General features: G+C 71.9%; 25 protein-coding genes. 13 read left to right on the forward strand and 12 right to left on the reverse strand.

What is annotated here, in order from left to right:
* Positions 1 to 11: 11 nt before the first annotated feature.
* Together ETD86_RS16265 and ETD86_RS16270 are read left to right on the forward strand one after the other, a co-directional pair.
* Complete coding sequence (locus ETD86_RS16265; RefSeq protein WP_138666994.1) at positions 12 to 1,877, forward strand: propionyl-CoA synthetase; 1,866 nt, start codon at positions 12 to 14, stop codon at positions 1,875 to 1,877.
* Between the two features lie 64 nt (positions 1,878 to 1,941).
* Positions 1,942 to 4,791, forward strand: coding sequence for an NACHT domain-containing protein (locus ETD86_RS16270; protein WP_138666995.1), 2,850 nt, complete (start codon positions 1,942 to 1,944; stop codon positions 4,789 to 4,791).
* Here the strand turns inward: ETD86_RS16270 and ETD86_RS55150 are convergent.
* A complete protein-coding gene (locus tag ETD86_RS55150; RefSeq protein WP_170223107.1) occupies positions 4,754 to 4,900 on the reverse strand; it encodes a hypothetical protein in 147 nt (48 codons plus the stop codon). The genes ETD86_RS16270 and ETD86_RS55150 overlap by 38 nt on opposite strands.
* A gap of 105 nt (positions 4,901 to 5,005) precedes the next feature.
* Between ETD86_RS55150 and ETD86_RS16275 the strand changes: the two genes are divergently transcribed.
* From ETD86_RS16275 to ETD86_RS16295, 5 genes are all read left to right on the forward strand, one after another.
* Entirely contained in the window at positions 5,006 to 6,088 is a 1,083-nt protein-coding gene (locus ETD86_RS16275) for a sensor histidine kinase (RefSeq protein ID WP_246147945.1), read from the forward strand.
* Positions 6,085 to 6,738 carry a response regulator transcription factor gene (locus tag ETD86_RS16280; RefSeq protein WP_138666997.1) on the forward strand — a complete coding sequence of 218 codons (654 nt, stop codon included), beginning with the start codon at positions 6,085 to 6,087 and terminating at the stop codon, positions 6,736 to 6,738. Before ETD86_RS16275 ends, ETD86_RS16280 begins: the two co-directional genes overlap by 4 nt.
* A gap of 300 nt (positions 6,739 to 7,038) precedes the next feature.
* Positions 7,039 to 7,881 carry a coiled-coil domain-containing protein gene (locus tag ETD86_RS16285; RefSeq protein ID WP_246147942.1) on the forward strand — a complete coding sequence of 281 codons (843 nt, stop codon included), beginning with the start codon at positions 7,039 to 7,041 and terminating at the stop codon, positions 7,879 to 7,881.
* Positions 7,882 to 7,927: 46 nt separating this feature from the next.
* On the forward strand, positions 7,928 to 8,812 hold the full coding sequence (locus tag ETD86_RS16290) for a hypothetical protein (protein WP_246147943.1): 885 nt from the start codon (positions 7,928 to 7,930) through the stop codon (positions 8,810 to 8,812).
* Positions 8,813 to 8,833: 21 nt separating this feature from the next.
* Positions 8,834 to 9,763 (forward strand): hypothetical protein, encoded by a 930-nt coding sequence (locus ETD86_RS16295; protein WP_138666998.1) that lies wholly within the window; start codon positions 8,834 to 8,836, stop codon positions 9,761 to 9,763.
* A gap of 48 nt (positions 9,764 to 9,811) precedes the next feature.
* Here ETD86_RS16295 and ETD86_RS16300 read toward each other — a convergent pair whose 3' ends face one another.
* Together ETD86_RS16300 and ETD86_RS16305 are read right to left on the reverse strand one after the other, a co-directional pair.
* Positions 9,812 to 10,957, reverse strand: a complete 1,146-nt coding sequence (locus ETD86_RS16300; RefSeq protein ID WP_138666999.1) for a UDP-N-acetylglucosamine--N-acetylmuramyl-(pentapeptide) pyrophosphoryl-undecaprenol N-acetylglucosamine transferase — start codon at positions 10,955 to 10,957, stop codon at positions 9,812 to 9,814.
* Positions 10,958 to 10,961: 4 nt separating this feature from the next.
* Positions 10,962 to 11,777, reverse strand: coding sequence for a formylglycine-generating enzyme family protein (locus ETD86_RS16305; RefSeq protein ID WP_211370093.1), 816 nt, complete (start codon positions 11,775 to 11,777; stop codon positions 10,962 to 10,964).
* 313 nt (positions 11,778 to 12,090) lie between these two features.
* Between ETD86_RS16305 and ETD86_RS16310 the strand changes: the two genes are divergently transcribed.
* Together ETD86_RS16310 and ETD86_RS16315 are read left to right on the forward strand one after the other, a co-directional pair.
* The gene (locus tag ETD86_RS16310; RefSeq protein WP_138667000.1) at positions 12,091 to 13,059 is read left to right on the forward strand and encodes a Ppx/GppA family phosphatase; all 969 of its coding nucleotides are present in this window, start codon (positions 12,091 to 12,093) and stop codon (positions 13,057 to 13,059) included.
* Positions 13,060 to 13,117: 58 nt separating this feature from the next.
* Positions 13,118 to 13,480, forward strand: a complete 363-nt coding sequence (locus ETD86_RS16315; RefSeq protein WP_138667001.1) for a hypothetical protein — start codon at positions 13,118 to 13,120, stop codon at positions 13,478 to 13,480.
* 139 nt (positions 13,481 to 13,619) lie between these two features.
* On the opposite strand, the gene ETD86_RS16320 is transcribed toward ETD86_RS16315, so the two are convergent.
* Together ETD86_RS16320 and ETD86_RS16325 are read right to left on the reverse strand one after the other, a co-directional pair.
* Entirely contained in the window at positions 13,620 to 14,051 is a 432-nt protein-coding gene (locus ETD86_RS16320; RefSeq protein ID WP_138667002.1) for an ATP-binding protein, read from the reverse strand.
* A gap of 90 nt (positions 14,052 to 14,141) precedes the next feature.
* Positions 14,142 to 14,687: a TetR/AcrR family transcriptional regulator gene (locus ETD86_RS16325; protein ID WP_138667003.1), complete on the reverse strand. Its 546-nt coding sequence runs from the start codon at positions 14,685 to 14,687 to the stop codon at positions 14,142 to 14,144.
* A 102-nt stretch (positions 14,688 to 14,789) separates the two neighbouring features.
* Here ETD86_RS16325 and ETD86_RS16330 point away from each other — a divergent pair, with 102 nt between their 5' ends.
* Positions 14,790 to 16,361: an MDR family MFS transporter gene (locus tag ETD86_RS16330; protein ID WP_246147944.1), complete on the forward strand. Its 1,572-nt coding sequence runs from the start codon at positions 14,790 to 14,792 to the stop codon at positions 16,359 to 16,361.
* Here the strand turns inward: ETD86_RS16330 and ETD86_RS16335 are convergent.
* Complete coding sequence (locus ETD86_RS16335; protein WP_170223108.1) at positions 16,342 to 16,662, reverse strand: STAS domain-containing protein; 321 nt, start codon at positions 16,660 to 16,662, stop codon at positions 16,342 to 16,344. The genes ETD86_RS16330 and ETD86_RS16335 overlap by 20 nt on opposite strands.
* A gap of 68 nt (positions 16,663 to 16,730) precedes the next feature.
* Between ETD86_RS16335 and ETD86_RS16340 the strand changes: the two genes are divergently transcribed.
* The gene (locus ETD86_RS16340) at positions 16,731 to 17,672 is read left to right on the forward strand and encodes a GNAT family N-acetyltransferase (protein ID WP_138667006.1); all 942 of its coding nucleotides are present in this window, start codon (positions 16,731 to 16,733) and stop codon (positions 17,670 to 17,672) included.
* Between the two features lie 54 nt (positions 17,673 to 17,726).
* Here the strand turns inward: ETD86_RS16340 and ETD86_RS16345 are convergent, their stop codons facing one another.
* From ETD86_RS16345 to ETD86_RS16360, 4 genes are read right to left on the reverse strand one after another with little or no spacing between them, the layout of a single operon-like run.
* Positions 17,727 to 19,004 carry an AAA family ATPase gene (locus ETD86_RS16345; RefSeq protein ID WP_138667007.1) on the reverse strand — a complete coding sequence of 426 codons (1,278 nt, stop codon included), beginning with the start codon at positions 19,002 to 19,004 and terminating at the stop codon, positions 17,727 to 17,729.
* Complete coding sequence (locus tag ETD86_RS16350; protein WP_138667008.1) at positions 19,001 to 20,440, reverse strand: hypothetical protein; 1,440 nt, start codon at positions 20,438 to 20,440, stop codon at positions 19,001 to 19,003. The genes ETD86_RS16345 and ETD86_RS16350 overlap by 4 nt, the downstream gene beginning before the upstream one ends.
* 52 nt (positions 20,441 to 20,492) lie before the next feature.
* A complete protein-coding gene (locus ETD86_RS16355) occupies positions 20,493 to 21,602 on the reverse strand; it encodes a hypothetical protein (protein ID WP_138667028.1) in 1,110 nt (369 codons plus the stop codon).
* A 5-nt stretch (positions 21,603 to 21,607) separates the two neighbouring features.
* Positions 21,608 to 22,387 carry a hypothetical protein gene (locus tag ETD86_RS16360; RefSeq protein WP_138667009.1) on the reverse strand — a complete coding sequence of 260 codons (780 nt, stop codon included), beginning with the start codon at positions 22,385 to 22,387 and terminating at the stop codon, positions 21,608 to 21,610.
* 441 nt (positions 22,388 to 22,828) lie between these two features.
* Here ETD86_RS16360 and ETD86_RS16370 point away from each other — a divergent pair, with 441 nt between their 5' ends.
* Entirely contained in the window at positions 22,829 to 23,269 is a 441-nt protein-coding gene (locus ETD86_RS16370) for a hypothetical protein (protein ID WP_138667010.1), read from the forward strand.
* Positions 23,266 to 23,922 carry a TetR/AcrR family transcriptional regulator gene (locus ETD86_RS16375; protein WP_138667011.1) on the forward strand — a complete coding sequence of 219 codons (657 nt, stop codon included), beginning with the start codon at positions 23,266 to 23,268 and terminating at the stop codon, positions 23,920 to 23,922. Before ETD86_RS16370 ends, ETD86_RS16375 begins: the two co-directional genes overlap by 4 nt.
* Here the strand turns inward: ETD86_RS16375 and ETD86_RS16380 are convergent.
* Together ETD86_RS16380 and ETD86_RS16385 are read right to left on the reverse strand one after the other, a co-directional pair.
* Positions 23,828 to 24,649 carry an ABC transporter permease gene (locus ETD86_RS16380; RefSeq protein ID WP_138667012.1) on the reverse strand — a complete coding sequence of 274 codons (822 nt, stop codon included), beginning with the start codon at positions 24,647 to 24,649 and terminating at the stop codon, positions 23,828 to 23,830. The genes ETD86_RS16375 and ETD86_RS16380 overlap by 95 nt on opposite strands.
* Positions 24,646 to 25,365 (reverse strand): ABC transporter ATP-binding protein, encoded by a 720-nt coding sequence (locus ETD86_RS16385; protein ID WP_138667013.1) that lies wholly within the window; start codon positions 25,363 to 25,365, stop codon positions 24,646 to 24,648. The genes ETD86_RS16380 and ETD86_RS16385 overlap by 4 nt, the downstream gene beginning before the upstream one ends.
* Positions 25,366 to 25,372: the final 7 nt, after the last annotated feature.

Consider the following 25,372-nt stretch of genomic DNA (forward strand, 5'->3'; position numbering starts at 1 on the left):
CTGATCGATAAGTGGGCGGTTATGACGAGGCTTACCGGCACAGCATCGAACACCCCGACGAGTTCTGGGCCGAGGCGGCCCGCGGCATCGACTGGGACGTGGCACCCGCGACCGTCTACGGTGACGGCCGATGGTTTCCCGACGGGCGGCTCAACACCTGCCACAACGCGCTGGACCGGCACGTGGCGGCCGGCCGCGGCGAGCAGGCGGCGCTGATCTACGACAGCCCGGTCACCGGCGTCGTGCGCACCTTCACGTACGCCGAGCTGCTCGACCAGGTGGCGCGGGCCGCGGGCATGCTGCGGGACCTCGGCGTGCGCGCCGGGGACACCGTCGTGATCTACATGCCGATGGTGCCGGAGGCGGTGGTCGCGATGCTGGCGTGCGCGCGGCTGGGCGCGGTGCACTCGGTGGTGTTCGGCGGGTTCGCGGCCAGGGAGCTGGCCGTGCGCATCGACCACGCCCGGCCCAAGGTCGTGGTGTCGGCGTCGTGCGGGATCGAGCCGGCCCGGCTGGTGGAGTACAAGCCGCTGCTGGACGCCGCGCTGGAGCAGGCCGGGCACCGGCCGGACCGGTGTGTGATCCTCCAGAGGCCGCAGTGCCAGGCACGACTCACCGAGGGCCGCGATGTCGACTGGGCTCGGGCCGTACAAGACGCCGAGCCGGCCGCCTGCGTGAGCGTGGCCGCCACCGACCCGCTCTACATCCTCTACACCTCCGGCACCACCGGCTCGCCCAAGGGCGTCGTCCGCGACAACGGCGGGCACGCCGTGGCGCTGCACTGGAGCATGCCGCACGTGTACGGCGCCGCCCCCGGCGAGGTCTACTGGGCGGCCTCCGACGTGGGCTGGGTGGTCGGCCACTCCTACATCGTGTACGCGCCCCTGCTGGCCGGCTGCACGACCGTGCTGTACGAGGGCAAACCGGTCGGCACCCCCGACCCCGGCGCGTTCTGGCGGGTGGTGTCCACGCACGGCGTGCGGACGTTGTTCACCGCCCCGACCGCATTCAGAGCCATCAAAAAAGAGGACCCATCCGGAAGTTTCGCAAAAAAGTGGGACTTGTCAGGACTCCGCCACCTCTTCCTGGCCGGTGAACGCCTCGACCCCGACACCTACCACTGGGCGTCCGACCTGCTCGGCATCCCGGTCATCGACCACTGGTGGCAGACCGAGACCGGCTGGCCGATCGCCGCCAACTGCGTCGGCCTCGAGTCCCTGCCGATCAAGCCCGGCTCCCCGACCAGGCCCGTGCCCGGCTGGGACGTCCACATCCTCGACGCCGACGGCGGCGACTGCCCGCCGGGCACCGACGGCGCCGTCACGGTCAAGCTGCCGCTGCCGCCCGGCGCGCTGCCCACCCTCTACCGCGACGACGACCGTTTCCGCCGCTCCTACCTGGAGCGCTATCCCGGCCACTACCTGACCGGCGACGGCGGTCACCTGGACGCCGACGGCTACCTGTACGTCATGGGCCGCATCGACGACGTGATCAACGTGGCCGGGCACCGCCTCTCGACCGGCGCGATGGAGGAGGTCATCGCCGCGCACCCCGACGTCGCCGAATGCGCCGTGATCGGCGTGGCCGACCAGCTGAAGGGCCAGCTCCCGATGGGCTTCGTGGTGCTGAAGGCCGGCGCGGACCGCGACCCCGGAGAGCTCGAGCGCGAGCTCACCGCCCTGGTGCGCGAGCGCATCGGCCCCGTCGCCGCCTTCCGCCGCGCCGTGGTGGTCGCCCGGCTGCCGAAGACCCGCTCGGGCAAGATCCTGCGCGCCACGATGCGGGACATCGCCGACGGCAGACCGTACGCCACCCCGTCCACGATCGAGGACCCCGCCACGCTGCCGGAGATCGCCGAAGCCATGGGCGGAAAGTGACAGGAAGCCTGCGGAACGGCGGCATACAGCGCATGATGGGACATCCCAGTCCCCGGGAGAAGGCATGATCGAGACGCCGAGCTACGCCGACGCCCTGAGGATCCTCGGATGCAAGGACGGCAGGCTGGCCAAGGTGATCGGGTTCGCCGCGGCCGCCGAGCGCTCCGGCTGGGCGCTGGCCGGAGCCGGGCAGCTGGCGATGGGTTTGGCCGACATGCGGGCGTCCATCGTCCGCTTCGGCGAGGACGTCGTGGGCCGCATGCCCGAGCTGCGCGGCGGCGTCGACCGGCACACCCGCACCCAGCGGCTGGCCGCCGCGCACGCCGTGATCGTCGTCTCGGCGTACTTCGAGGCCCTCGGCGAGGCGAAGCTGCCGTTCACGCTGGACAAGCTCGACCGGAGCGACCAGATCGCCCGCGGCGTGCCCACGCGCGAGCGGTTCGCCCGGCTGATGGCGGAGCTGCTGCTGGAGCGGCTGCCCACGCCCGAGCCGCACCTGCCGTACGGCGAGACCCGTCAGGCCGTGGAACGTGCCTACCTGCGCATGTCCGAGGCGCTGGCCGGGTACGCCGGCGGCGTGTCCGTCTGGGACGAGCTGACCGTCGACGACCAGCTCCTGCTGCCCAGGATGCTCGCCGAGGGGCCGCCCGCGCACGCGTTGCGCATCTACGACGAGGACTACCGGTCGCTGGCGCTGGACAGCCACGAGTTCGGGGTGCGCAGCCTCGTCACCGAGCGCCCCCAACCGGCGACGGCGCTGTCGCGGGTGGCGTGGCTGCTGGCCGAGCTGGCTCCGCCCCGGGTCGGCGACCGCCCCGTGATCCACCTGGCCAGGATGGCCGCGAACGCCCTCGACCAGCCGCTCCTGCTGGCCGGCAAGCTGCCCGAGGACGTTTACCTGCCGCTGCTCGGTGAGGGCTACCTCACCCCGCGCTGCCGCGTCGCCGAGCTCACCCGCGAGGCCGCGCCCGCGCTGCGTACCTGGTGGGAGAAGCAGCGGCTGCTCCCCGACACGGAGGCGTTCCTCGTCGGGCACCTCACCTCGCTGCGCGCCACCCAGGCGCCGCTGCTCGTGCTCGGCGAGCCGGGCTCCGGCAAGACCAAACTGACCGAGGTGCTGGCCGCCCGGCTGGCCCGCTCGGAGTTCCTGCCGATCAGGGTGGACCTGCAGAGCGTGGCGGCGCGGGCGAGCGTCACCGAGCAGATCGAGCAGGCCATCGCCGCGCTCCTGGGGGAGGAGGTCGAGTACGGCGAGCTCGTGTCGGCCGCCGACGGCGCGTTGCCGGTGATCCTGCTCGACGGGTTCGACGAGCTCGTGCAGGGCGGCGTCGACCGCTACGACTACCTGGCGCAGGTCCAGGAGTTCCAGCGCAGGGAGGCCGGGCACGGCCGCCCGGCCGCGGCCATCGTGACCAGCCGGACGGTGGTGGCCGACCGGATCAGGTTCCCCGACGGGCTGCTGGCGCTGCAGCTGCAGCCGTTCGAGGACGACCAGGTACGCCAGTGGCTGGACATCTGGGACCAGGCCAACCGCGCCCTGCTGGCCAGGCGCGACCTGAAACCGCTGCCCGCCGAGGCGGCGCTCGCCCATGGCGAGATGGCCAGGCAGCCGCTCCTGCTGCTCCTGCTGGCGCTCTACGACGCCGGCGGCAACGCCCTGCAGCGCGGTGCGGCGGCGCCGCTCAAGCGCTCCCGCCTGTACGAGGTCCTGCTGCGGGATTTCACCGAACGGGAGACCGGCGGGGCCCGGCGCGTGCTGATCGACCAGGAGCTGGTCATGCTGGGCACGGTCGCGCTGTCCATGCTCGCCCGCGGCCGCCAGGTCATCACCGACGAGGCCCTCGACCGGGACCTGCCCGCCCTGTGCCACGGCGGCGAGGACGACCCGCACGAGGAGGAGGACCGCGTCGACTGGGCGCGCAGGGCCACCGAGCGGTTCTTCTTCGTCCGCAGGAACGGCCACGCGTTCCTGCACTCCACGTTCGGCGAGTTCCTGGTGGCCTGGCTGGCCATGTACGCGCTGCGCGACCTGGACAGGAGGCGCCGCCACGCCGGTGACGAGCCGCTCGCCCTGGTGCAGAGCGTGGACGACGACCTGCTGTACGCCGTCACGTCCCACTCGTGCCTGGCCGAGCGCGGGGCGACGGTCGGGTTCATCCTGGAGCTGCTCGACGAGGTGCCCAGCGCGGTGCGGGCCCGCTGCGCCGAGCTGCTGACCGGGCAGCTGCGCCGCTCCCTGCACGAGCGGAGCCGCCGCCATTTCACCGGCTTCCGCCCGGTGCGGCACACGGTCACCCGCCGCCTGGCCGCCTACTCGGCGAACCTCACCCTGCTCATCGTGGCCGCCTCGGAGGAGCCGGTCACCGTCTCCTCGCTCCTGCCCGGACCCGGCCACCTCGAACGCTGGGCGTCGTTCACCCATCTGTGGAAGGGCCAGCTGGGGGAGGAGGGCTGGCAGGGCCTGATCACCGCCCTGTCCGCCCAGCGGGTGGTCGAGGACGGCAAGGAGGACGTCGTGCTCGGCGGCACGGAGACCTCCGGCATGGGCGACGTCGTCGTCGCCGTCGCCACCGGCCACAGCCCGCACCACCGCCGGCTGCTCGACCTGCTGCTGCGCGCGCTGGGAGAGGGTCGCGCCCTGCCCTACCGCGACCGTGTCGCCATCATCGAGGAGCTGCTGCGCACGGCCGCGGTCCGCTCGCCCGCCATGCATCAGGCGGCGGGCGCGCTGTGGGCGGAGCCCGGCGCCGACCACGCCGAGCTGCGGCCCCTGCTGCGGGCCATGCTCGCCGACCCCGCCGGCCGGAAGGCGACCTGGGAGCAGCTCGTCAAGGCCGGCATCCCGGAGACCGAGCTGTGGGACATCCACGAGGACGTCAGGGAGCCGACGGATCCACCGGCAGCCCCACGGTGATCGGCAGCTCGCCCTCGTTCCGCGGCCTGGCCGTGACCGTGCCGTCGTACGCCTCGGCCAGATCGGCGCGCCGCCGCGTCGTCACCCCCACCTCTCCCTCGGGGTGCACCAGTCAGGCTGTGGGCCCGCCGCCTGCGTGGGCCGTACCCCGGTTGCCGCGGATGGAGTATCGCGCGGTGGGGGAGGAGCGCACTACCGTGCGGGTGTGAAGACGATGGCCCTGGTGTGCGGGATGGCGGCGGCGGTCTTCTTCTCGACGGTCATGGCCTATGGCAATCAGCCGGACGCCAGGCCGCTCGACCTGCTCGGCTGCACGCTGCTCGGCGCGATGACGCTCGGGGTGGCCTGGCTGCAGGAACGGCCGCTGGTGACGCTGGCGGTGTGCGCCGGCGCGGGGGCGGCCGTCTTCGTGCTCGGGTACGCGCTGTCGTTGTGGGCGGTGCCCCCGCTGATCGCGGTGTTCTCGGCCATCGCGGCCGGGAGGCGGCTGGCTGGATGGGCGGGAGCGGCGTTCCTGGTGGCGGTGCCCGGCGCGGCGGCTGTCGTGCGATGGGACGCCGACGTCGCGATCGCGGTCCTCGTCTGGGCGCTGCTCGTGCTGGCGGCGGCCCAGCCCGCGGAGGTGTCGCGGGCCCGGCGCGCCTACACCGAGGAGGTGGAGCGCCGGGCCGCGGACGCCGAGCGCACTCGGGAGAAGGAGGCGCTGCGGCGCGCCCAGGAGGAGCGGCTGCGGGTCGCCAGGGAGTTGCACGACGTCACCTCGCACACGGTGTCGGTGATCGCGCTGCACGCCGCCGTGGCCGCCGAGGCCGTGACACGCGCCGGAGGACCACCGGAGGCCGCCGCCGCACTCCAGGTCATCCGCACCTCCAGCCGGCAGGCCATGGCGGAGATGAAGGCCGCCCTCGGCGTCCTCCGCCCCGACGGGCGGCAACCCCTGCCCGGCTCCGCGCAGCTTCCCGCACTCCTGCGGACCGTCGGCCTCCCTGTACGGCTGGACGTGGAGGGGGAGCAGCGGACCCTCCCGCCCGCCGCCGACCTGACCGTCTACCGTGTCGTCCAGGAAGCGCTGACCAACACCATCAGGCACGCGGACGCCACCACGGCGGCCGTGACGCTGACCTACGAGACGGGAGCCGTGACCGTGCGGGTGGACGACGACGGCCGGGGCAGCGAGGCGCCGCGCGGTCATGGCCTGACCGGCATGGCCGAGCGGGTCGCCGCCGTGGGCGGCCTGCTCACCACCGGGACCGCCCCCTCCGGCGGCTTCCGTGTCACCGCCCGGCTCCCCGCGTGATCACGGTCCTGCTGGCCGACGACCAGCCCCTCGTACGTGCCGGTCTGCGGGCCCTGCTCGACACAGAAGAGGACATGACCGTGGTCGGCGAGGCCGCCGACGGCGCAGAGGCGGTGCGGATGGCGGGCCGGCTCCAGCCCGACGTCGTGCTGATGGACGTCCGTATGCCCGAACTCGACGGCCTCCAGGCCACCAGGCTGCTGGCCGCGGGCGGCGTGCGGGTGGTCGTGGTGACGACCTTCGACCTGGACGAGTACGTGTACGAGGCGCTCCGCTCGGGAGCCTGCGGCTTCCTGGTGAAGGACGCCGAACCGGCCGAGATCCGGCACGCCGTCCGGGTGGCCGCCCGGGGTGACGCCCTGCTCTCGCCCGGCGTCACGCGGCGGCTGATCGAGGAGTTCACCGCGCGCCCCGCCGACCTCGACGCCGACCGGCTGGCCCCGCTGACCGGCCGCGAGCGCGAGGTCCTCGCCGGGGTCGCCCGCGGCCTCACCAACGCCCAGATCGCCGAGCGGCTCGTCATGAGTCCTCTTACCGTCAAGACCCACGTCAACCGGATGATGGCCAAGCTCGGCGCACACGACAGGGCCCAACTGGTCGTCATCGGCTACGAGACCGGCCTCGTCCGCCCCGGCGACCATCGCGCCTGAGGCGTGCTGCCGCCGATTTTCCAGCCGGTGCGCTGGGGCGGGGCCCGTGGACGCGTCGATGCGGGTCACGGGCCGTCGGTGCTGGTCGACGCCACGATCATGCGGCCGGCCCCGGGGCCCGCGCCCAGGGAAGTGCCCGGTGAGCGCGAGTGGGGTTCCCTTGCCCTGACCCTTCCGAGGCTGACACTCCGGGGGAATGTTACGTAATATCCACACATCACGAGCGTTGGGGGCGCCAGGGTGCCAGGACAGAGCGTGGGTGTGGTCGTCGATCCGGGAGTCCCCCCGGAGGTAGCCGGTTTGTTGCGTGCCAATGCCCCGCTCCTGGCGAGGGTGCGGGCAGGCTGGGTGCCCTCTGCCGCGGTACACCAGCCCCGCCGCAAAGGCCCCTCCAGCGCCCTGCTGCTGGCCATCACGCCCGCCGTGATCGCGCTCATGGCCGTCCTGCTCGCCTCGCACCTGGCGCCGGCCGGTTTCGCGCTGCTCGGCACGTACGTCTTCATCGTCCTCGTCAAGATCGCCTCCATGAGCGAGGTGCCCGAGGACGACCGCCCGCACGAGCGCCACGTGTACGAGCAGGCCCGCTGGTACGACGGCCGCTACCTCCTGGCCGACGACTTCGACCACGACGCCAGGCTCGTGCTGGGCCGGGCGCAGCGGGCCATCGGCTCGGTGCTGCGCTCCCACGTCAACGCCGAGGGCCTGCTGGACGACGCCCGCAACGCGATCATGCTGCCGGCCCAGGAGTGGGAGATCGCCCGCCTGCTCGCCAAGCTGTCGGCCCTGCGCAGTGAGCACAAGGAGCTGCTGGCCAGGGGCATCGCCCCGGAGGTCGCCTCGGTGATCGAGCCGCTCGAACGCGCGCTGGCCGGCAGTGAGGCCGCCGTGATCGCCCGCGTGGAGGCGCTGGAACGTTACGCCGGTCACGTCGCCGAGGCCGAGCGCGCCTACCACGCCCGCGGCCAGATCGAGGAGCTGCGGTCGAGGCTGCCGCGCTACGAGGAGCTGCTGGCCGAGTCGGGGGCCGACGCGCTCGCGGTGCCCGAGATCGAGCAGCTGGCGCAGGACGCCGACGTACTGGAGCGGACCTTACGGCGCAGCGTCGCCTCCGCGCACGAGGCGTTCAGGTATCTGGAAGGCTGAGAGTCGGACAGACCGTCCCATAGCATTAGTACATAGGATCAGTTACGTGCCCGGACGTCAGGCGAAGGTGATAGTCGATCCGGCGGTGCTCCGCGACGTCGCGGACCTCTTACGTGACAACCCCAAGATCCTCGCCCGCATCCACGCCGGCTGGGCGCCCTCGCACAAACGCCTGGGCCTGGTGGCCGGCTTCACCGTCAAGGTCGCCGTCACCGGAACGGCCGCGCTCGCCGGGCTGTACGGCCTCGTCCTCTTCGTCGCCGGCCTCTACACCCCCTTCGTCGTGATGACGACGGGAGCCGCGCTCATGATCGTCGCCCTCCTGCTCAGGCCCAGACCGGACGCCGAGGTGGAGCGCCGCCACGCGCTGGAACGCCTCGTCCACGACAGGAGCCGCGAGTACGACGGCCGCTACGTCCTGCACGAGCAGCTCGACGAGCCGGCCCGCGCGCTCATGTCCCGCGCCCAGGCGGCCGTCGAGCAGGTCATGGACTCCCGGGTCAACGTCGAGGGGCTGCTGGACGACGCCCGCAACGCGGTGATGCTGCCCGTGCATGAATGGGAGATCGCCCGGCTCCTGGCCAAGCTGTCCGAGCTGCGCGGCGAGCGCCAGGAGGTCGTCTCCGAAGGGGTCACGCCCGAGGTGGCCGCCGTGGCCGATGCCCTCGCCGAGGCGCTCGCCCGCGTGGAGGCGCTGGAGCGTTACGCCGGCCACGTCGCCGACGCCGAGCGCGCCTATCGCGCCAGGCGTCAGATCGAACGCCTCAGCGCCACGCTGCCCCGCTACGAGGAGCTTCTGGCCGAGTCGGGCGCCCATGGTTCCGCCGTACCGGAACTCGGCGGATTATCCGATGACGCCGATCGGCTTGAGCAGGCATTACGGGACAGTGTCAGCTCAGCGCATGAGGCTTTTCGCCACCTTCGGGGGTGACTTCGCTTAGGATCCGATTTTGTGGCGGATGTCGTGGTAGACCCCGGAGTGCCGCCGGACGACGCGCAACTGCTGAAACAGAGCCGGCGGGTCCTCATCAAGATGCGACAGGGCTGGGCTCCGCAACCGCGCAGGGTCCTGTCCAGCGCGCACTGGCGTATGGTGGCGGCCTTCGCCACAGTGGCCTTCTTCGGGCTGATGCTCGGCTTAGGCGCCGCGGGCAGGGGACTCGGCCTGCTCATGCTGGTGCTCTTCGGCATCCCCCTCATGATCGTGCTGTTCGTCCGCAACGACCTGCCGGGCGACGAGGAGGACGACTTCGAGCGCGAGATCTTCGAGCAACTGCGCTGGTACGAGGGCCGCTTCGTGCTGACCGACGACCTCGACGAGTCCTCCAAGCGGCTGCTCACCCGCGCCCAGCGGGCCATCGCCACCGTGACCGGCTCCCGGGTCAACGCCGAGGGGCTGCTCGATGACGCCCGCAACGCGGTGATGCTGCCCGTCCAGGAGTGGGAGATCGCCCGGCTCCTGGCCAAGCTGTCGGCGCTGCGCGCCAAGCACAGGGAGACCGTCTCGCGCGGGGTCACGCCCGAGGTCGAGGCGGTGGCCGCGCCCCTGGCCAGGGCGCTCGACAGCAGCGAGGCCGCGGTGATCGCCCGCGTCGAGGCGCTGGAACGTTACGCGGCCAACGTCACCGAGGCCGAGCGTGCGTACCGCGCCCACCAGCAGATCGAGGAACTGCGCGGCCGGCTGCACCAGTACGAGGAGCTGGTGGCCGAGACCGGCGCGGACGGCTTCGCCACGGTGGAGCTGGAGCGGCTGGCCGCCGACGCCGACCGGCTGGAGCAGGCGCTGCGGCAGAGCGTCAGCTCCGCCCACGAGGCCTTCCGCTACCTCGACCCCAGCCCACCTCGGGACGACGACCCGCCGCCCCTGGGACACGCGCCTTAGCCCCTTCCCCCAAGGGACCGGCACCGGTGTGCGGCGAGTTGCGGGACCCTACGGGCGCGAGGCCGTCTGGGCCCCGGCCGTCTCCAGGAGCAGATCGCACAGGGCGTCCGCGGCGTCCACGCGGCCGAGCTTGGCCGCCGCCTGTCCCATCGCCTGACGCAGCCCGGGGTCGGCCAGCAGCGGCATCAGCTCCGCCAGCAACTGCTCGGCCGGCGGACGCGGCTCCAGCAGCGCCCGCGCCGCCCCCGCCGAAGCCAGGTACGACGCGTTCTTGCGCTGCTCGTCACCCCCGGTCGGGATCAGCGGGATCAACACGGCAGGCTTGCCGATCGCCGTCAGCTCCGACACCGTCCCCGCCCCGCTGCGCGCGATCACCACGTCGGCGGCGGCGAACAGATCGGCCAGCTCACCACCCACGTAAGGCACGGGATGGTAGCGGTCGGCCAGCTCGGCGGGCACCTCGACGGCCCGCATCTGCTCGATCCAGGCGGGGCCGCACTGATGCACGACCTGCGCGTGCGGCAGCAGCCGCGGCAGGATCTCCGCGATCAGCGTGTTGATCTGCTTGCTGCCCTGCGCGCCCCCCGTCACGTAGATCAGCGGCACCTCGAACGTCAGCCCGAACATGTCGTACGCCGCCGCCCGATTGCCCTGCAGCAGCTCAGGACGGACCGGGTTGCCCGTCACCACGGCCTTCTTCCTGGCCGAGGCCGGCAGGTGCTCCAGCGACGACTCGTGCGACAACGCGATCCTGGTCGCCAGCCGGGACAGGATCCGGTTGGCCAGCCCCACGACGGTCGTCTGCTCGTGCATGACCAGCGGCCGCCTGATCAGCTTGGCCGCCACCCCGATGGGCACCGCCACGTAACCCCCGGTCGACAACACCACATCGGGCAGGTAGCGGGCCGCGTGCCCGATCGCCTGGAACACCCCCACCGGGATGCGGAACACGTCGGCGATGTTGGTGCCCAGCTCCTTCAGGTTCGGGCGGCGGCGCAGCTTCCCGGTGGTGATCGCCTTGAACGGGATGCCGTGCTCGGCCGTGATCCTGGCCTCCAGGCCGTTGGCCGTCCCCACCCAGAGCACGTCGTGCGGAATCTGCCGCCGCTGGATGGCCGACAGGGTGGTCAAGGCCGGATAGGTGTGACCGCCGGTGCCGCCGCCGGTGATCAACAGTCGCAGGGTTCGTGACATGCGATCAGACTATGGCCGCACAGCGGAAACCCGTGTGCCCGGTCGAGGAGTCCGGTGTGTTGGCGGTGCGGGCGGCCACCCGGTAGCGGTTGCAGTAGGAATCGTGGCACATGTACGAGCCGCCGCGGATCACCCTCGCCGTCCCCTCGGCGGGTCCGGCGGGGTTGTCCGCGTACGGCTCCCACGTCGTGCCCCACCAGTCGGCGGTCCACTCCCACACGTTGCCGGACACGTTGTACAGGCCGTACCCGTTGGGCTGGAACGACTTGACCGGCATCGTGCCCCGGCTCGGTGCGGTGGGGAAGCGGCCCTGCCAGATGTTGCACCGCGGCCGCCCGCTGGGCGCCAACTCGTCGCCCCACGGATACCTCTTCTGCTCCAGCCCGCCGCGGGCGGCCATCTCCCACTCCGCCTCGGTGGGCAGGCGCTTGCCTGCCCACGTGGCGTACGCGGTGGCGTCGTTCCACGACACGTGCACGACCGGGTGGTTCTGCCGGTCGCCGATCGACGACCCAGGGCCCTCGGGGGAGCGCCACGTGGCCCCCTCCACGCCCGCCCACCACGGCGCCCCCGGCACCGTCGCGTCCATCACGCCGCCCGTGACGAACTGCCGGAACACGAACGACCAGCCGATCGTCTCGGCCTCGGTGACGTACCCGGTCTCCTTGACGAACGTGGCGAACTGCGCGTTCGTCACACAGGCCGGATCGATCATGAACGGGTCGACCCGCACCTCCCTGACCGGGCCCTCGCCGTCCTCGGGCCGGCCGTCCGGGTCGGTGCCGCCCATGAGGAACGTCCCGCCGGGGATGCGCACCATCCCGCGTGGCGCCACCCGCCGCGTGGTGATCCCCACCGGCTGACGGTGCGTCGCCGCGGCGGCGGCGCCGTCCCTGCTCGGACCACAGCAAGCGCTCAACGATCCCCCCAACGTGTCATGACACCAAGGAAGGGTAGTCCTTTGGATGGCGCCCCCGATCACGCGTCTGCCCCGGGCCGGCCGCGCCTCGAACCCGGGCGCCCGCGGGCGTTCCAGCGTGAGCGCTCTGTCAGGTCATGTCACGTTGGAGGATCCGGTGCCCGCAGTCTCCCTCTGTTTCGCCGCAAAAGTCCTAGAACGGTAGCGTTTGCCCATGCGACTCGGCGTGCTGGACATCGGCTCGAACACCGTTCATTTACTGGTCGTCGACGCCCACCGTGGCGCCCGGCCGATTCCCGCGTTCTCACACAAGGAGGGGCTCCGTCTAACGGAGTACCTCCGCAAGGACGACCGGCTGGCGGACGAGGGCATCGAGCGGCTGTGCGCCTTCGTCCAGGAGGCCGTTCACCTGGCGGAGGACAAGGGGGTGGAGGACCTGCTGGCCTTCGCCACCTCCGCCGTGCGCGAGGCGGCCAACGGCGAGGAGGTGCTCGCGCGCGTCGAGGACAGCTGCGGCGTGCACATCGAGGTGTTGTCCGGGCGGGATGAGGCCAGGCTGACGTTCCTGGCCGTGCGCCGCTGGTTCGGCTGGTCGTCGGGGCGGCTGCTGGCCTTCGACATCGGCGGCGGCTCGCTGGAGATCGCCGCCGGCGTGGACGAGGAGCCGGACGTGGCCGTGTCGCTGCCGCTGGGTGCCGGGCGGCTGACCCGCGACTGGTTCACCGCCGACCCGCCGTCCACCGAGGAGGTGCGCAAGCTGCGCAAGCACGTACGCACCGAGATCGCCCGCACCGTGGGCGGCATCGTCAGGTACGGCGAGCCCAACCGCGCCGTGGCCACCTCCAAGACCTTCAAGCAACTGGCCAGGATCGCCGGGGCGGCGCCGTCCAGCGACGGTCCGTACGTGACGCGCTCGCTGTCGAGGCAGGACATGGCCGACTGGGCGGTCAAGCTCACCACCATGGACGCGGCCGAGCGGGCGGAGCTGTCCGGCGTGTCCGAGGGCAGGGCGGCGCAGCTCGCGGCCGGGGCGCTGGTCGCCGACGCGGTGATGGACCTGTTCGAGGTGGATCGGCTGGAGGTCTGCCCGTGGGCGCTGCGCGAGGGCGTGATACTGCGCCGGCTCGACATCCTGCCCGGGCGTCACGACCCGTCCGCCACCGCGCCGGAGAGGTCGGAGTAAGACTGATGTATCCCCAAGAGTCGGCATAAGGCGTCGGCGGTCGGGCATCTTCCGGCGAATGTTGGACGTCCTCGGCACCATCGGGTCCCTGGTGGTCGTACTCCTGCTGATCGTCGTGGCCACTCTTGCCATCTCGATCGTCGTCCTGGTGGCGCTCGCGGCCATGGCGGGGTCGATGATCGACTGGCGCAGGTGGTGGCCTCGGCTGACCCGCACGGAGGCACGGCTGACGCTGAAGCTCAGCGGGAGCACGGTGCCCGAACGGCGGCGGGCGGAGCTGAGCGGCGGCACGCCCCGGCTGCGGCGGCGCTTCCTGCTCGGCGGTGCCGAGCCCAGGAAACGCCGCGGCTTCGGCGGCGCCCCGCGCCGCTCCGCGCCTTGGGGTCACCGGCCGCTGGAGCGGCGCTCCAAGCTTCTCTAGGCTCCGGTGGGGCGGCGCTCCAAGCTTCTCTAGGCTCCGGTGGGGCGGCGCTCCAAGCTTCTCTAGGCTCCCGGTGACGGCGCTCCAAGCCGTCCTTGGGCCGTCCTTGGGGGTTACTCCAAACTTCCTGGGGGATGGGTCACGACGCCATGAGAGGGGGGCCCGCCGCTCCCGGCGCGTACCGCAGCCTCTTCTCCAGGCACACCATGGCCCCGTTCTCGCGTCTGTTGGTGAAACGGATGTCGTCGGCGAGCGCCCGCATGATCTGCAGCCCTCGTCCATGCTCGGCTCCCGGCTCGGGGTCGATCACCGTCCGCGGATCGAAGCCGTTGCCGGTGTCGACGACCCTGATGACGCACACGTGATGGCGGACGTTGGCGCTGACCGTGTACTCGTCACTGGGGCCCGCGTGCTTGATCACATTGGCGCACGCTTCGGTCAGCATGAGCTCGATGTCGTCGCGCACCTGCTGCTCGACGCCGAGCGAGCGGAGTGTGCCGTCCAGCATTTGCCTGATCAACGGGACGCTCGCCGCATCCCTGGGCAGTCGGAGCGCTATCGTGGCCTCCACTGCGCCTCCTCCCGTCTGGATGCGTAAGTGCTCCCCTGCCCCCGTTTATCCACCCCAATCGTCCCTTTAAAGGCCAAAAGTCCGGAAATGTTACAGCTCGAGTAGCCGCCGGGCCACTTCCATGGACGCCTTGTCGATCTCTTCCTCGGTGAGATCCTCCTGCAGCGACAGCCACTTGCCCGCGTGCAGAGCGAAGAACGCCAGCGTGCGGCTGATCCGCTCCACCGGCGGAGCCCCGGGCTCGTAGAGCTGCTTCGTCAGCTCGAGCATCGTGTCGCGCATCCTGGTGAGCTTCGGATGGTCGCGCAGCGCCGTCTGGTTACGCTCGAGGAACCTCACCATCTCGACGTGGCGGGGCTGCCGGAGGTTCGCGGCGTAGCGCTCCAGCAGCTCACGCCGCGTCTCCGGCGTCTTCGGCCGGGTCTTCGCCCACTCCACCAGCTCCCCGATCTCGGCGACGCGCAGGTCCACCAGGCTGGTGACGATGTCGTCCTTCGTCTTGAAGTGGTAGTAGAGGGCGGCCTTCGTCACGCCGAGCTCCTCGGCGATCTCCCGCAGCGAGGTCGCCTCGTACCCCTGCTCGGTGAAGAGCCTCAGCGCGATCTCCTGGATCCGGGTTCGCGTGTCTTCCCGCACTGTGCACCTAATTCAGCTTGACGGCCGACAAGTAAGTATTTAGCTTAGTCTATGCTTGCCGGGCGGCAAGTAAGCAAGATCTTAATACTGGGGGTGCGAAGGGTGGCGGAGGCAGTCGGGCGGCGCCGTGAGGTCATGGTGGTCCTGCCAGGGCTGATGCTGGCGATGGTGCTCGCGATGCTCGACAACATGATCGTGGGCACGGCCATGCCACGCATCGTGGGGGAGCTCGGCGGCCTGTCGCACCTGTCCTGGGTCGTGACGGCGTACGTGCTGGGCACCACCGTGTCGACGCCCATCTGGGGCAAGATCGGCGACCTGTACGGGCGCAAGAGCATCTTCATCATCTCGATCGTCATCTTCATGATCGGGTCGGCGCTCTGCGGCATGGCGGGGTCGTCGTTGTTCGGCGGGCCGGACGGCGGCATGGCCGAGCTGATCGCGTTCCGGGCGGTGCAGGGCCTCGGCGCGGGCGGCCTGATGGTGAACGTCATGGCGATCATCGGCGACCTGGTTCCGCCCCGCGAGCGCGGCCAGTACCAGGGCATCATGGCCGGCGTCATGTCACTGGCGATGATCGCCGGTCCGCTGGTCGGCGGGTTCATCACCGACCACCTCGACTGGCGCTGGGCCTTCTACGTGAACCTGCCGGTCGGCGCGGTCGCGCTGGTCCTCATCGTGACGAACCTGCATCTCCCCAAGCTGCACAACAAGGTACGCATCGACTGGGCGGGCGCGATCCTGCTGTCGATCAGCATCACCTCGATGGTGCTCATCACGACCTGGGGCGGCAACCAGTATCCGTGGGGTTCCTGGCAGATCCTCGGCCTGGCCGCGCTCGCCGTGCTCACGCTGGCGGCGTTCGTGCTGGTCGAGCGGAAGGCCGTCGAGCCGATCATGCCGCTGCAGCTGTTCAGGATCCGCAACTTCACGCTGATCTCGGCCATCGGCTTCCTGCTCGGCTTCGCCATGTTCGGCGCGATCAACTTCCTGCCGCTGTTCCAGCAGACCGTGCAGGGCGCGAGCGCCACCAACTCCGGCCTGCTGCTCCTGCCGATGATGGCCGCGGCCATGGTGGTGTCGCTGATCGTGGGCAAGGCCATCACCAGCACCGGCAAGTACAAGATCTACCCGGTGATCGGCGGCGTCGGCATGGCGGCCGGCATGTGGCTGCTGTCCACGATGGACGTCGGCACCCCCACCTGGCTGACCGGCGTCTACATCGCGGTGCTCGGCCTCGGCATGGGCTTCCTCATGCAGACCACGCTGCTGATCGCCCAGAACAGCGTCGAGCAGCGCGACCTGGGCGTCTCCAGCAGCGCCACCACGTTCTTCAGGTCGATCGGCGGCTCGTTCGGCGTCTCGCTGTTCGGCGCGGTCTTCAACAGTTCCTTCCAGTCCGAGCTGACCGCCAGGTTGGGGGCGCCGGCGGCCGAGGCGATCGCCGCGGGCGGCGGCAGGACGGACCCGGCGGCCCTCGCCCAGTTGCCGGCCGCGCAGCGTACGGGGCTGCTGGAGTCGCTGGCGACGTCGATCTCCGGCGTCTTCTGGTGGGCCATCGCCTTCGCCGTGGTGGTGCCGGTGCTGGCGGCGTTCATCAAGGAGATCCCGCTGCGCGGCGGCGACCCCGTGGCCGCCTCGCCGAAGGAGCCCGTCACTCCGGCGGCAGGCTGAACAGCAGGTCGAGCGCCGTCATCGTGAGCAGCTTGCGGAGGTAGGGCGTCAGCGCCACCACGTGCACCACGGCGCCGGCGTCCGCCGCCCGCTGCCGTAAGCCCACGAGACCGGCCAGGCCGGAGGAGTCGATGAAGGTCAGCTCCGACAGGTCCACGTCGATCCTGCGGTAACCCTCCGCGAAGGAAAGGGCGGTGAGCTGGGGGGTCGAGCCGTGGTCGAGGTCGCCACCGAGCGCGAGCGCGACGGTCGTCGCGTCGGGCACGGCGACCTCGATGCGCAACGGCACCCTGTCGAGCACCCCCACAGCTTAGCCGGGCGGGAAAAATGGGAGGCGCGGGGGAGGGGCATAGGTGCACAATCCACCCCATGCATGCAATCAGCCGGCCCAGGGTTGAAGACGCCGAGGCCATTCACGAGCTTGTCGCGGCCTACGACACCGCGGTGATCGGCGTGCCCGACATGACGCTGGACGACATCGCCGACGAGCTGGTCGAGCCCGGTTTCGACCGCGACAAGGACGGCTGGCTGGCGCACGACGCGGACGGCACCCTCGTGGCCTGGGCCTGGGCGTGCGCCAACGGCGACAGCGACCTGGTCGAGGTCGAGGTGATCACCCGGCCGGGCGTCGACGGCCTGGCGGACGAGCTGCTGCGCACGGTGACCGGGCGCGCCCGCGAGCTGGCCGCCGAGCGTGGCCACTCCGGCGTCACGATGGACCTCGGCATCTACCGCGTCGACCACGGCAAGCAGGCCCTGGCCAAGGCACACGGCTTCGAGCCCGCGACCAGCTTCCACCGCATGCGGATCGATCACGAGGGCCCAGTGGGTCAGCAGGTGGAGCCGCCTGCCGTGCCGGCCGGGATCACGCTGCACACCGGTGAGAGCGAGGAGGTGCGGCGCGAGGCCCACGGCGTGCAGCAGGAGGCCTTCGCACAGCACTTCGGCTTCGTCAAGATCGACTACGACGAATGGTACGCGCGGCGGCAGGCGCAGAGCGTCACCGACTGGAGCCAGCTCACGCTCGCCCGGCTCGACGGGCGGCCGGCGGCGGCGCTGATCGGCAGCAACCAGTTCCTGAGCGACGAGGACTGCGGGTACGTGGCCACGCTGGCCGTGCTGCCCGAGTTCCGGGGGCGGGGGCTGGGGCGGTTCCTGCTGCGGCACGCCTTCGCCGCCGACGCGGCCCGCGGGCGCAAGGGCACGATCCTGCACGTGGACTCCAACAACATCACGCCGGCGCTCGGGTTGTACGAGTCGGCGGGGATGCGCCCGGTCATGGTCATCGATGTCTGGCGCCGCCGGCTCTGATCGGCCCTTGCTCCCGGCCTGGGCGTCCGACGCGTCGCCGGTGGCCGCCCGGCCTCAGACGCGGTGGCGGGACAGGTGCTCCAGCACCGACTGGTTGGCCTCCCACCCGTCCGGAAACTTCACCGGCACGCCCAGCTGCACCGGCTCCGCCGATGGATGGGCGTCGAGCAGTTCGGCGATGCCCGCCCGGGCCACCACCACGCACGCGTGCCGGTGCCGCGAGGCCAGCACGCACAGCCGCCCCGACTCCAGATGGAAGGCTGTCGCGTCGCGCCGCCCGGACAGCGGGTGCAGCACGATCGTCACGTCGTACTCCCGGCCCTGCAGCCGGTTCGCGGTGTCCACGGTGATCTCCGGCGGCAGTCCCGCGGCGCGGATCGCCGCCACCTGGTCCCGGTGCGCCGCCCCGACCGCGATCCGGTCCGCCGTCACCGGCCGCTCGCCCTGTTCCGAGCTCGCCACCGCGCCCCGCTGCAGCAGCCGCGCGGCCAGGAGCGCGACCGCCTGCACGGCCTCCCCGTCGGTACGCACCGTGTGCCGGTTCGGCAACTCCAGCAGCGCCCACCCCGACCGCGCCGCCTCCTCCAGCGCCCGGTCGTGCACGGTCCCCATGCCGCCCGTGACCAGCTCCAGCCGCCGATCTCCAGGCCCGGTCCCCGACCGGAACCCGGTGAACGGGTAGAACGCCCGCGACACCACCGGCGCGGCCGACGCCGGCAGCCGCCACGACACGGGCAGCCGGTGCACCGGCAGGTCCGGATTGTGCCGCAGCAGCACCGACACCGCGCTCTGCAGCGGGTCCCACGACAACCCCGACCAGCGGTCCCCGTCCACGATCGAGAACGGGTCCAGCTGCCCCGGATCGCCCACGAACAACGCCCGCTCGAACAACCCCGCGATCCGCAGCAGCTTGTCCGAGCGCATCTGGTACGCCTCGTCCACGATCGCCCACGGCCACACCCGGTCCCCGATCCACGCCCACTTGTCGGCGGTGGCGATGACGATGTCCGGATCACCGAGATCCTGAATCCTGGTGCCGAACCGCACACCGGGCAGCTCCAGCAGCCGCAGCGGCGGCACGTACCCGCTCGCCGACAGCCGCCCCACGGTCAGCCGCGGATGTTTGTCGGAGATCCTGGCCACCAGGTCGTCGACCTGCTCGTTGGTCTGGGCGACGATCATCAGCGGCTCGCCGGTGGCCGCGATGTGCGCGGCGGCGCGTACGACGAGCGTGGACTTGCCCGCACCCGGCGGCGAGTCGACGACCACGCCCCGGTGCCGGGGCAGGTCGGCCAGCACGTCCGCGATGACCCGCTCCGGGCTGCCGGTCACGACCACTCCTCCTGGGCGTCCTCGTCGTCGGGCGTGTGCTCCGCGGCGTGGTGCTGCGGAGGCCCGCCGTGGGTCCACGGCGTGGCCTCGGCGTCGGGCAGGTTCGGCGAGCCCTGGAAGTCGTCGGTGAGGGAGGTGTAGCAGACCCGCTCGCCGACCTCGGGCACCGCCCCGGGCGTCGGCGTCTTGCCCCGGCCCATGCCCTTGGTGATCTTCACGGTGACCAGGCCCTCGTCCGCGGACACCAGCTCGGCGCCCTGGCCGCGGCGCTGCGGGGTGCCGAGGGACGCGCCGGGCGGCAGGCGTACCGGATCGTCGGTTTTGATCACCACGAGCGGGCGGAGCTTGCGGGAGCGGCCCTCGCCCTCGACGTTGTCGGGGACGGTCTCGATCACCTCGCCCGCGAACGCCTCCCCGGTGAGCCGGTACTCCGCCATGATCAACGGGTCGTCGTAGGCGCGCTGCACCTCGTACCCGGCCTGCGCGCGTTCCATGCGGGCCAGCTTGGCCGCGGCCGCGATCGCGCCGTCCCTGCGGGCCTGCGGCGGCGCGCCCTCGGCGATGCTCTGCGCCATGCCGCTGAACGAGCCGCGATCCTGCTCCCACCGCTGCGCCACGCTCGCGCCCGCCTCCAGGCCGGCCAGCAGGTCGATCGCCTGCCACATGAGCCGCCACGTTGGCTCCAGCTGGGAACGCAGCGCCTCCGTGATGCGCTCGGCCGACCCGCTGTCGATGGCCGGGGCGAGCACCTCCGCGTCGAACCCGGGGTCGGTCGCGGGCCCGGCGGGCGGCCAGATCAGCGGATCCTCGGCGGCGTCGCTCGGCCCCTCGGTGATCCAGCCGAGCAGCGCGGCCAGGTTGGCGTCCTCCAGCGAGCTCTGCCCGCTCGCCCAGTGCCGGCCCAGCTCCTCGGTGGCGGCCAACATGAGTGACGAGCCCGGGTACGCGGCCCGCTCCCCGAAGTAGGTCAGCCACCGGCCCAGCAGCGGCACCACGTCCGGCACCGGGTACGGTCCGTCGGCGCGGCGGAAGCGGGTGGAGCGCCCGAGGAGCCTGGTGAAGGCCACGCCGGCCGCGTTCGGCACGATGAGCTGCGGCGCGTCCAGCGCCCGCTCGTACGGGTCGGCGCCGCGCCGCTCCACCGTCTCGGTGTCGGCGAGGAAACGCGCGATGTACGGCAGCAGCACCCCGGCCAGCTCGGCCGCCCAGGCGAAGCGCAGGTCGCGGTTGCGCGGCTGGGACACCACGAGCAGACGCGGCCGGTCGCGTTCGGTGCCGAGCATGGCGGCCAGCGGGGCGGCGGCCTCGCCCGACAACTTCAGCGGGATGAACACCATCGGCTGGTCCCGCAGGTGGCAGTGCCGGACGGTGGCGATGGGCTGGGCGATGCCCTCGTCCAGGGCCCGCAACCGGGCGAGCGACGTCAGCAGGCTCACGCCGGGCACCCCCATCGGCCCGGCAGGGGCGTTCGCGCAGGCGTCGGCGGGCTCACGTCAGGCACTCTCTGCGGAGGCGTTCGGCGTTGCGGAGCAGCCGGGCGATCTCCTCCTGGCCCGCCGCGGGATCCCGTGCCCCGTCCGCCAGCCCCAGCGCCTCCGCCACCGACCCGACCCCGCCGAGCTCGTCGCGCACCTGCCGGCCGAGCAGGTCGGACGCGCCCTCCTGGCGGGCCTCGTCACGGCAGAAGAAGCACAGATCACAGGTGGACAGGCAGTCGGGCGCGTACCGCGCGGTCGTCCTGCGCAGCGCGTCGGCCAGCTCGGCGACCGGCCTGGTGGGCCGGCCGTCCTCGCCGGGCAGCAGGTCGAACGTGAGATCGTCCGGCAGCCCCTCCAGCAGCCGGTCGAGCGTGGTCATCCTGGTCAGCTGGCGCCGCAGCACGGCCAGCTGCTTGCGCACGTCGACCAGCGTCGCGACCGGGCGGTTGGCGAAGTTCTCCGGGCAGACCAGCACCACGTCGTGGGAGACCTGCAGCGGGTCGTGACCCAGCTCCTCCAGCAGGGTGCGCAGCGCCAGCACGTACACGGCCGCCTGCCGGGCCGCCGCCGCGACCGCCGCCGGGTCGGCCTGCCCGTCGATCACCGCGAACGACTTGATCTCCACGATGTGGAAGCGGCCGCCCAGCTGGAAGGCCACCACGTCCGGCTCCAGGTAGGCGGTGTGGCCGGCGATCCGGAGGGTGAGCAGCGGGTGGTCGTACAGCGTGCCCGCGTCCTGCGCGTCGCGGGCCGCCCGGTCGATCAGCGCGCGGGTGTGGGCGTGGCGCAGGTGGGCGCCGACGTTCTCGACGTCGTGGTAGGCCACCTCGGCGATCGGCAGGCCGAGCAGCTCACGCAGCATGCGCAGCAGCTCCGCGCACCCGTCGGCCTTGACCAGCGACTCGAACACGTTCCCGCGCGTGATCGCGAACGGTGACTGCCCGAAGGGCGCGGGGAATCCGAGGTGGCGGGCCGCGGCGTCCTTGTCGGCGCCGGCCCCGTCCATGAGCGCCCGGCGGGTGCAGCCCGGGTTGGCGGCCAGCGCCGCGATGGCGCGGGCGTCGTGCGGCCGCGGCGGCGTGGCGCCGCGCAGCGCGTCGAGCCTCTGCTGCGTGTTCATGCCGCTCACGTGACGTACTCCTTCTTGATCGTGCTCAGCGTAGCGGCGCCGAACAGGCGGGCGGCGTCATCCAGCTGTGCGGCGGCGCGTCGGGCCAGCTCGGCGCGGTCCCGCGTGTCGCGCTCGGCGTGCACCGCCAGCTCGGCGCGGGCCGCCTCGATCACCCGCTCGGGGCAGGGCGGGCCCAGTGCGCCGGAGCTCGCGTTGGTGGCGCCGGGGATGTTCCTGGCCATCCGCCCCAATAACCTGGTCGCCCGCTCGTCCTCGGACTCTTGTGAGGCCACCGCGATGGCACAGGTCAGGAAGTCGACGCGGGGACTGAGCGGCCCGACCACGCGCCGCTCCAGCGGCCAGCCGCTGAGCGTGAGCAGGCCACGGGCGGGGGAGAGGCGGTCCGTCAGGGCCGCGCCCAGGTAGTACGGGCGTCCGTACGGTGCGGTCCGGAACGAACGTTCCTCGTCCCTGCGCAGACTGGTCAGCTGGGCGCTGCGGATCGTCCCACCGAGGAACGCCTCGCTGACGGCCACGATCAGCCTGGGCTGCGCGGTCGCCCCGAGCAGCCGCAGCCCCTGGTGGACCTGCTCGCGCACGGTGACCAGCGGGGTCGGCTCGGGCGCGGCCGCCGGCTGCTCGCCGCTGACCAGGGCGTCCCAGTCGCGCTCGGCGGTCCGCAGCTCGGCCCGCAGCGCCCGGGCCCTGGCGCCGTCCCTGGCCCGCATGGCCTTGCGCACCCCGGCCCGCAGCTCGTCGATCCGCCGCTCCAGATCGTCCAGCCGGTCACTCATGGCCGTGAGCGTACCAACAGTCCCAGTATTCTCCAGTAATTACACCGAGATCGAGGCCATTGTGTGATCTACAATGTAAAGGGCACCGCCAGGACCCACGCGCGGTCCTCCGGTGACGTCCCCGTCGACCCGCCCCCGGCCGACCTGCCACCGATCTGGGAGGCCATCATGACGGTGGGCGACGATGTCGGGCTCGGCGCCGGCTCTGAGCACGCTGTAGAACTCGACGGAGGATCCGTCGGGGGTGATGGGCCCTGGGCCCGTTCCGCTGTTCGCCATGATCCGAAGCTAACGCCGTCCAGCGGGGACCGCGGAGGGTCGACCCCGCACGTGCGACCCCGCCGGCGCATGGCGTGCGCGCCGCCGCGCGCGTGGCTCCCGGTCGATCATCCGCTGTCGCCGCCGCGCGTAACCGGCACGGGAGAGGGGGACGATGGCGGTGTGACCCGTGAGAGTCGTCATCTGATGGGAGCCGTCGCCGGCCTGGCCGCCCTCGTTCCCGTCTACTACCTGACCGAGGCAGGCGCCAAGGCCCTGCGGATGGGCGCGGCCGAGGGCGGCCCGGCGCCGGTGGGGCTGGCCTGCCTGGCGGCCGTCGCGGTGCTCGTCGCCGTCCTGTCGGCCTGGCCGGCGGCGGCGGTGACCTGCGGTGTCCCGCTGTTCTCCGCCGGCGCGTTGTTCGCCGTCGACGCCGACGCCGCGCTGGGCGTCGCTGCGACGCTCCCCTGGGAAGGACTGGCGTGGGACGGGTTGCCGTCGGCGGAGCTGGCGGAGCCGCCCGGGACGCTCGCCGGCCTGACGGGCCTCTACACGCTCATCGGCGCCCTGCTGGTGCTCTCGGCGCTGCTGCCGGCCCGTTGGCGATCTATCCTGAGTGCGTGAGCGGACGGGACCCGGATCGGCGCAGGGCGCTGCTGGACGCCGCGGACCGGGTCATCTCCAGCGAGGGTCCCGACGTGTCGATGGCGGCCATCGCGGCCGCGGCCGGCGTCACCAAGCCCATCCTCTACCGCCACTTCGGCGACAAGAGCGGCCTGTACGAGGCGCTCGCGGACCGGCACGTGCGCAGGCTGACCGCCCAGCTGCGACCGCGGTTCGCCGAGCCGGGGACGGACCTGCGCGGCCGGGCGAGGGCGACGATCGGCGCGTACCTGGACCTGATCGCGGCCAACCTCAACCTCTACCGTTTCCTGCTCCACCGGGCCAGCGCCGAGGACACCAGGATCCGCTCCCACATGACCTCGCTGGTGCGCGGTCTGGGCGAGGAGCTGGGCGGGGTGCTGGCCGCCGAGCGCGCTGCCCTGGACCCGGTGCGGGCGCAGGTGCTGGGGCACGCGTTCGTCGGCATGGTGCAGACGACCGGCGACTGGTGGCTGGAGCATCCCGAGGTGGACCGGGACCAGGTGGTGGAGGGCCTGGTGGAGGTGATCGCCGCCGCGCTCAGTCCCCGAAGCGGGAGAGCTTCCCGTGCTTCCGGGCGTACCGCAGCGCCCACGCGAACAGTCCCAGCGTCCCCGCCAGGTAGCCCACGTTGAGCGCGGCCGCCCAGGCCAGCCGGTCCCACGGCAGCGCGCCGCCCGCCATGACCGTGCGCATGCCCTCGAAGACGTGGGAGGCGGGCAGGAACCACGACACGGCCTGCAGCGGCGCGGGCAGCACGGACACCGGGTAGAAGATCCCGGCCAGCGGCTGCACCACGAACACCAGGGACCAGGCGATGACCTGCGCGTTCTCCCCGAAACGCAGCACCGCGGCGATGCCGACCAGGCCGAGCGACCAGCCGAGCACGAGCAGCACGCCCATGAACGGCACCATCCCCACGCCCAGGCTCGTCACGCCGAAGCCGTAGAGCCCCAGCGCGAGCGCGGCCATCACCGCGACCGCGAAGGCCACCTTGCCCAGCGAGAACAGCACGAGCCCGACCAGGTATTCGACGCTGGACAGCGGGCTGACCTGCACGTTGAGCAGGTTGCGCGACCAGATGTCCTCGAGGAACGCGATCGAGATCTCGTTCGACGCCTTCTGCAGCACCTGCCACAGCAGCACGGCCCCGAGCAGGAACGACACCACGAACGGCACCTTCTGCGCCTGCAGGAACAACGTCACGAAGCCCCACAGCACCAGCTCGACCGTCGGCCAGAACAGGATCTCGAACATCCGGATCGGGCTGCGCCGCAGCGCCGCGAAGTCGCGCCGGACCACGCCGAGGACGCGGGTGCGCCGCGCGGCCAGGCTCAACGGGGGCAGGGTCAGGGTCGTCATCCGCGCGCCACCTTCAAGAACACCTCTTCCAGGTCCTCGGCCCCATAACGCCCGGCCAGCTCCGCGGCGCTGCCGGCCGCCACGACGACGCCGTCGGACATGAAGTGGATGCGGTCGCACATGCGCTCGACCTCCCGCATGTTGTGCGAGGTGATCAGCATGGCGCTGCCGTTCTCCCTGGCCAGGCGGGACAGCAGGCCGCGGATGCGGTCACCGGCGTCAGGGTCGAGGTTGGCCGTGGGCTCGTCGAGCACCAGCAGCCGGGGCGCGTTGAGCAGCGCCTTGGCCAGCTGCACGCGGGTGCGCTGCCCGGACGACAACGCCATCAACTGCCGCTTGGCGAGCGGGCCCAGCTCGAACAGCTCGATCATCTCGTCGACCCGCCGGCGCGGATGACGTACGGCGTAGAGCCGGGCGAAGGCGTCGAGCACCTCCCGCACCCGCAGCACACCGGGGAGATCGACGTAGCTGGCGGCGAAGTTGACCTGGCTGAGCGCCTCGGTCCGGTGCTGGGCCAGCTCCATGCCGAACAGCTTGATGCTGCCGGCGTCCGGGGTGATGAGGCCCAGCATCATGTGGAGGGTGGTCGACTTGCCGGCGCCGTTGGGGCCGAGCAGCCCCACGACCTCGCCTTCGGCGATGGTGAGGCTCAGGTCGCGGACGGCCGTGACCGATCCGAACCGCTTGAGCAGATGGGTTGCTTGCAGGATGGCCACTGGTCAA

The organism is Nonomuraea turkmeniaca (assembly GCF_005889735.1).
GTDB classification, from domain to species: Bacteria; Actinomycetota; Actinomycetes; order Streptosporangiales; family Streptosporangiaceae; genus Nonomuraea; species Nonomuraea turkmeniaca.

What these genes read in the sequence shown, in the direction of transcription:
- ETD86_RS16270 (WP_138666995.1), top strand. Translation starts at nt 1,942, where the DNA reads ATGATCGAGACGCCGAGCTACGCCGACGCCCTGAGGATCCTCGGATGC.
- ETD86_RS16275 (WP_246147945.1), top strand. Translation starts at nt 5,006, where the DNA reads ATGGCCCTGGTGTGCGGGATGGCGGCGGCGGTCTTCTTCTCGACGGTC.
- ETD86_RS16300 (WP_138666999.1), bottom strand. Translation starts at nt 10,957, where the DNA reads ATGTCACGAACCCTGCGACTGTTGATCACCGGCGGCGGCACCGGCGGT.
- ETD86_RS16305 (WP_211370093.1), bottom strand. Translation starts at nt 11,777, where the DNA reads ATGGTGCGCATCCCCGGCGGGACGTTCCTCATGGGCGGCACCGACCCG.
- ETD86_RS16310 (WP_138667000.1), top strand. Translation starts at nt 12,091, where the DNA reads ATGCGACTCGGCGTGCTGGACATCGGCTCGAACACCGTTCATTTACTG.
- ETD86_RS16315 (WP_138667001.1), top strand. Translation starts at nt 13,118, where the DNA reads ATGTTGGACGTCCTCGGCACCATCGGGTCCCTGGTGGTCGTACTCCTG.
- ETD86_RS16340 (WP_138667006.1), top strand. Translation starts at nt 16,731, where the DNA reads ATGCATGCAATCAGCCGGCCCAGGGTTGAAGACGCCGAGGCCATTCAC.
- ETD86_RS16355 (WP_138667028.1), bottom strand. Translation starts at nt 21,602, where the DNA reads ATGAACACGCAGCAGAGGCTCGACGCGCTGCGCGGCGCCACGCCGCCG.
- ETD86_RS16360 (WP_138667009.1), bottom strand. Translation starts at nt 22,387, where the DNA reads ATGAGTGACCGGCTGGACGATCTGGAGCGGCGGATCGACGAGCTGCGG.
- ETD86_RS16380 (WP_138667012.1), bottom strand. Translation starts at nt 24,649, where the DNA reads ATGACGACCCTGACCCTGCCCCCGTTGAGCCTGGCCGCGCGGCGCACC.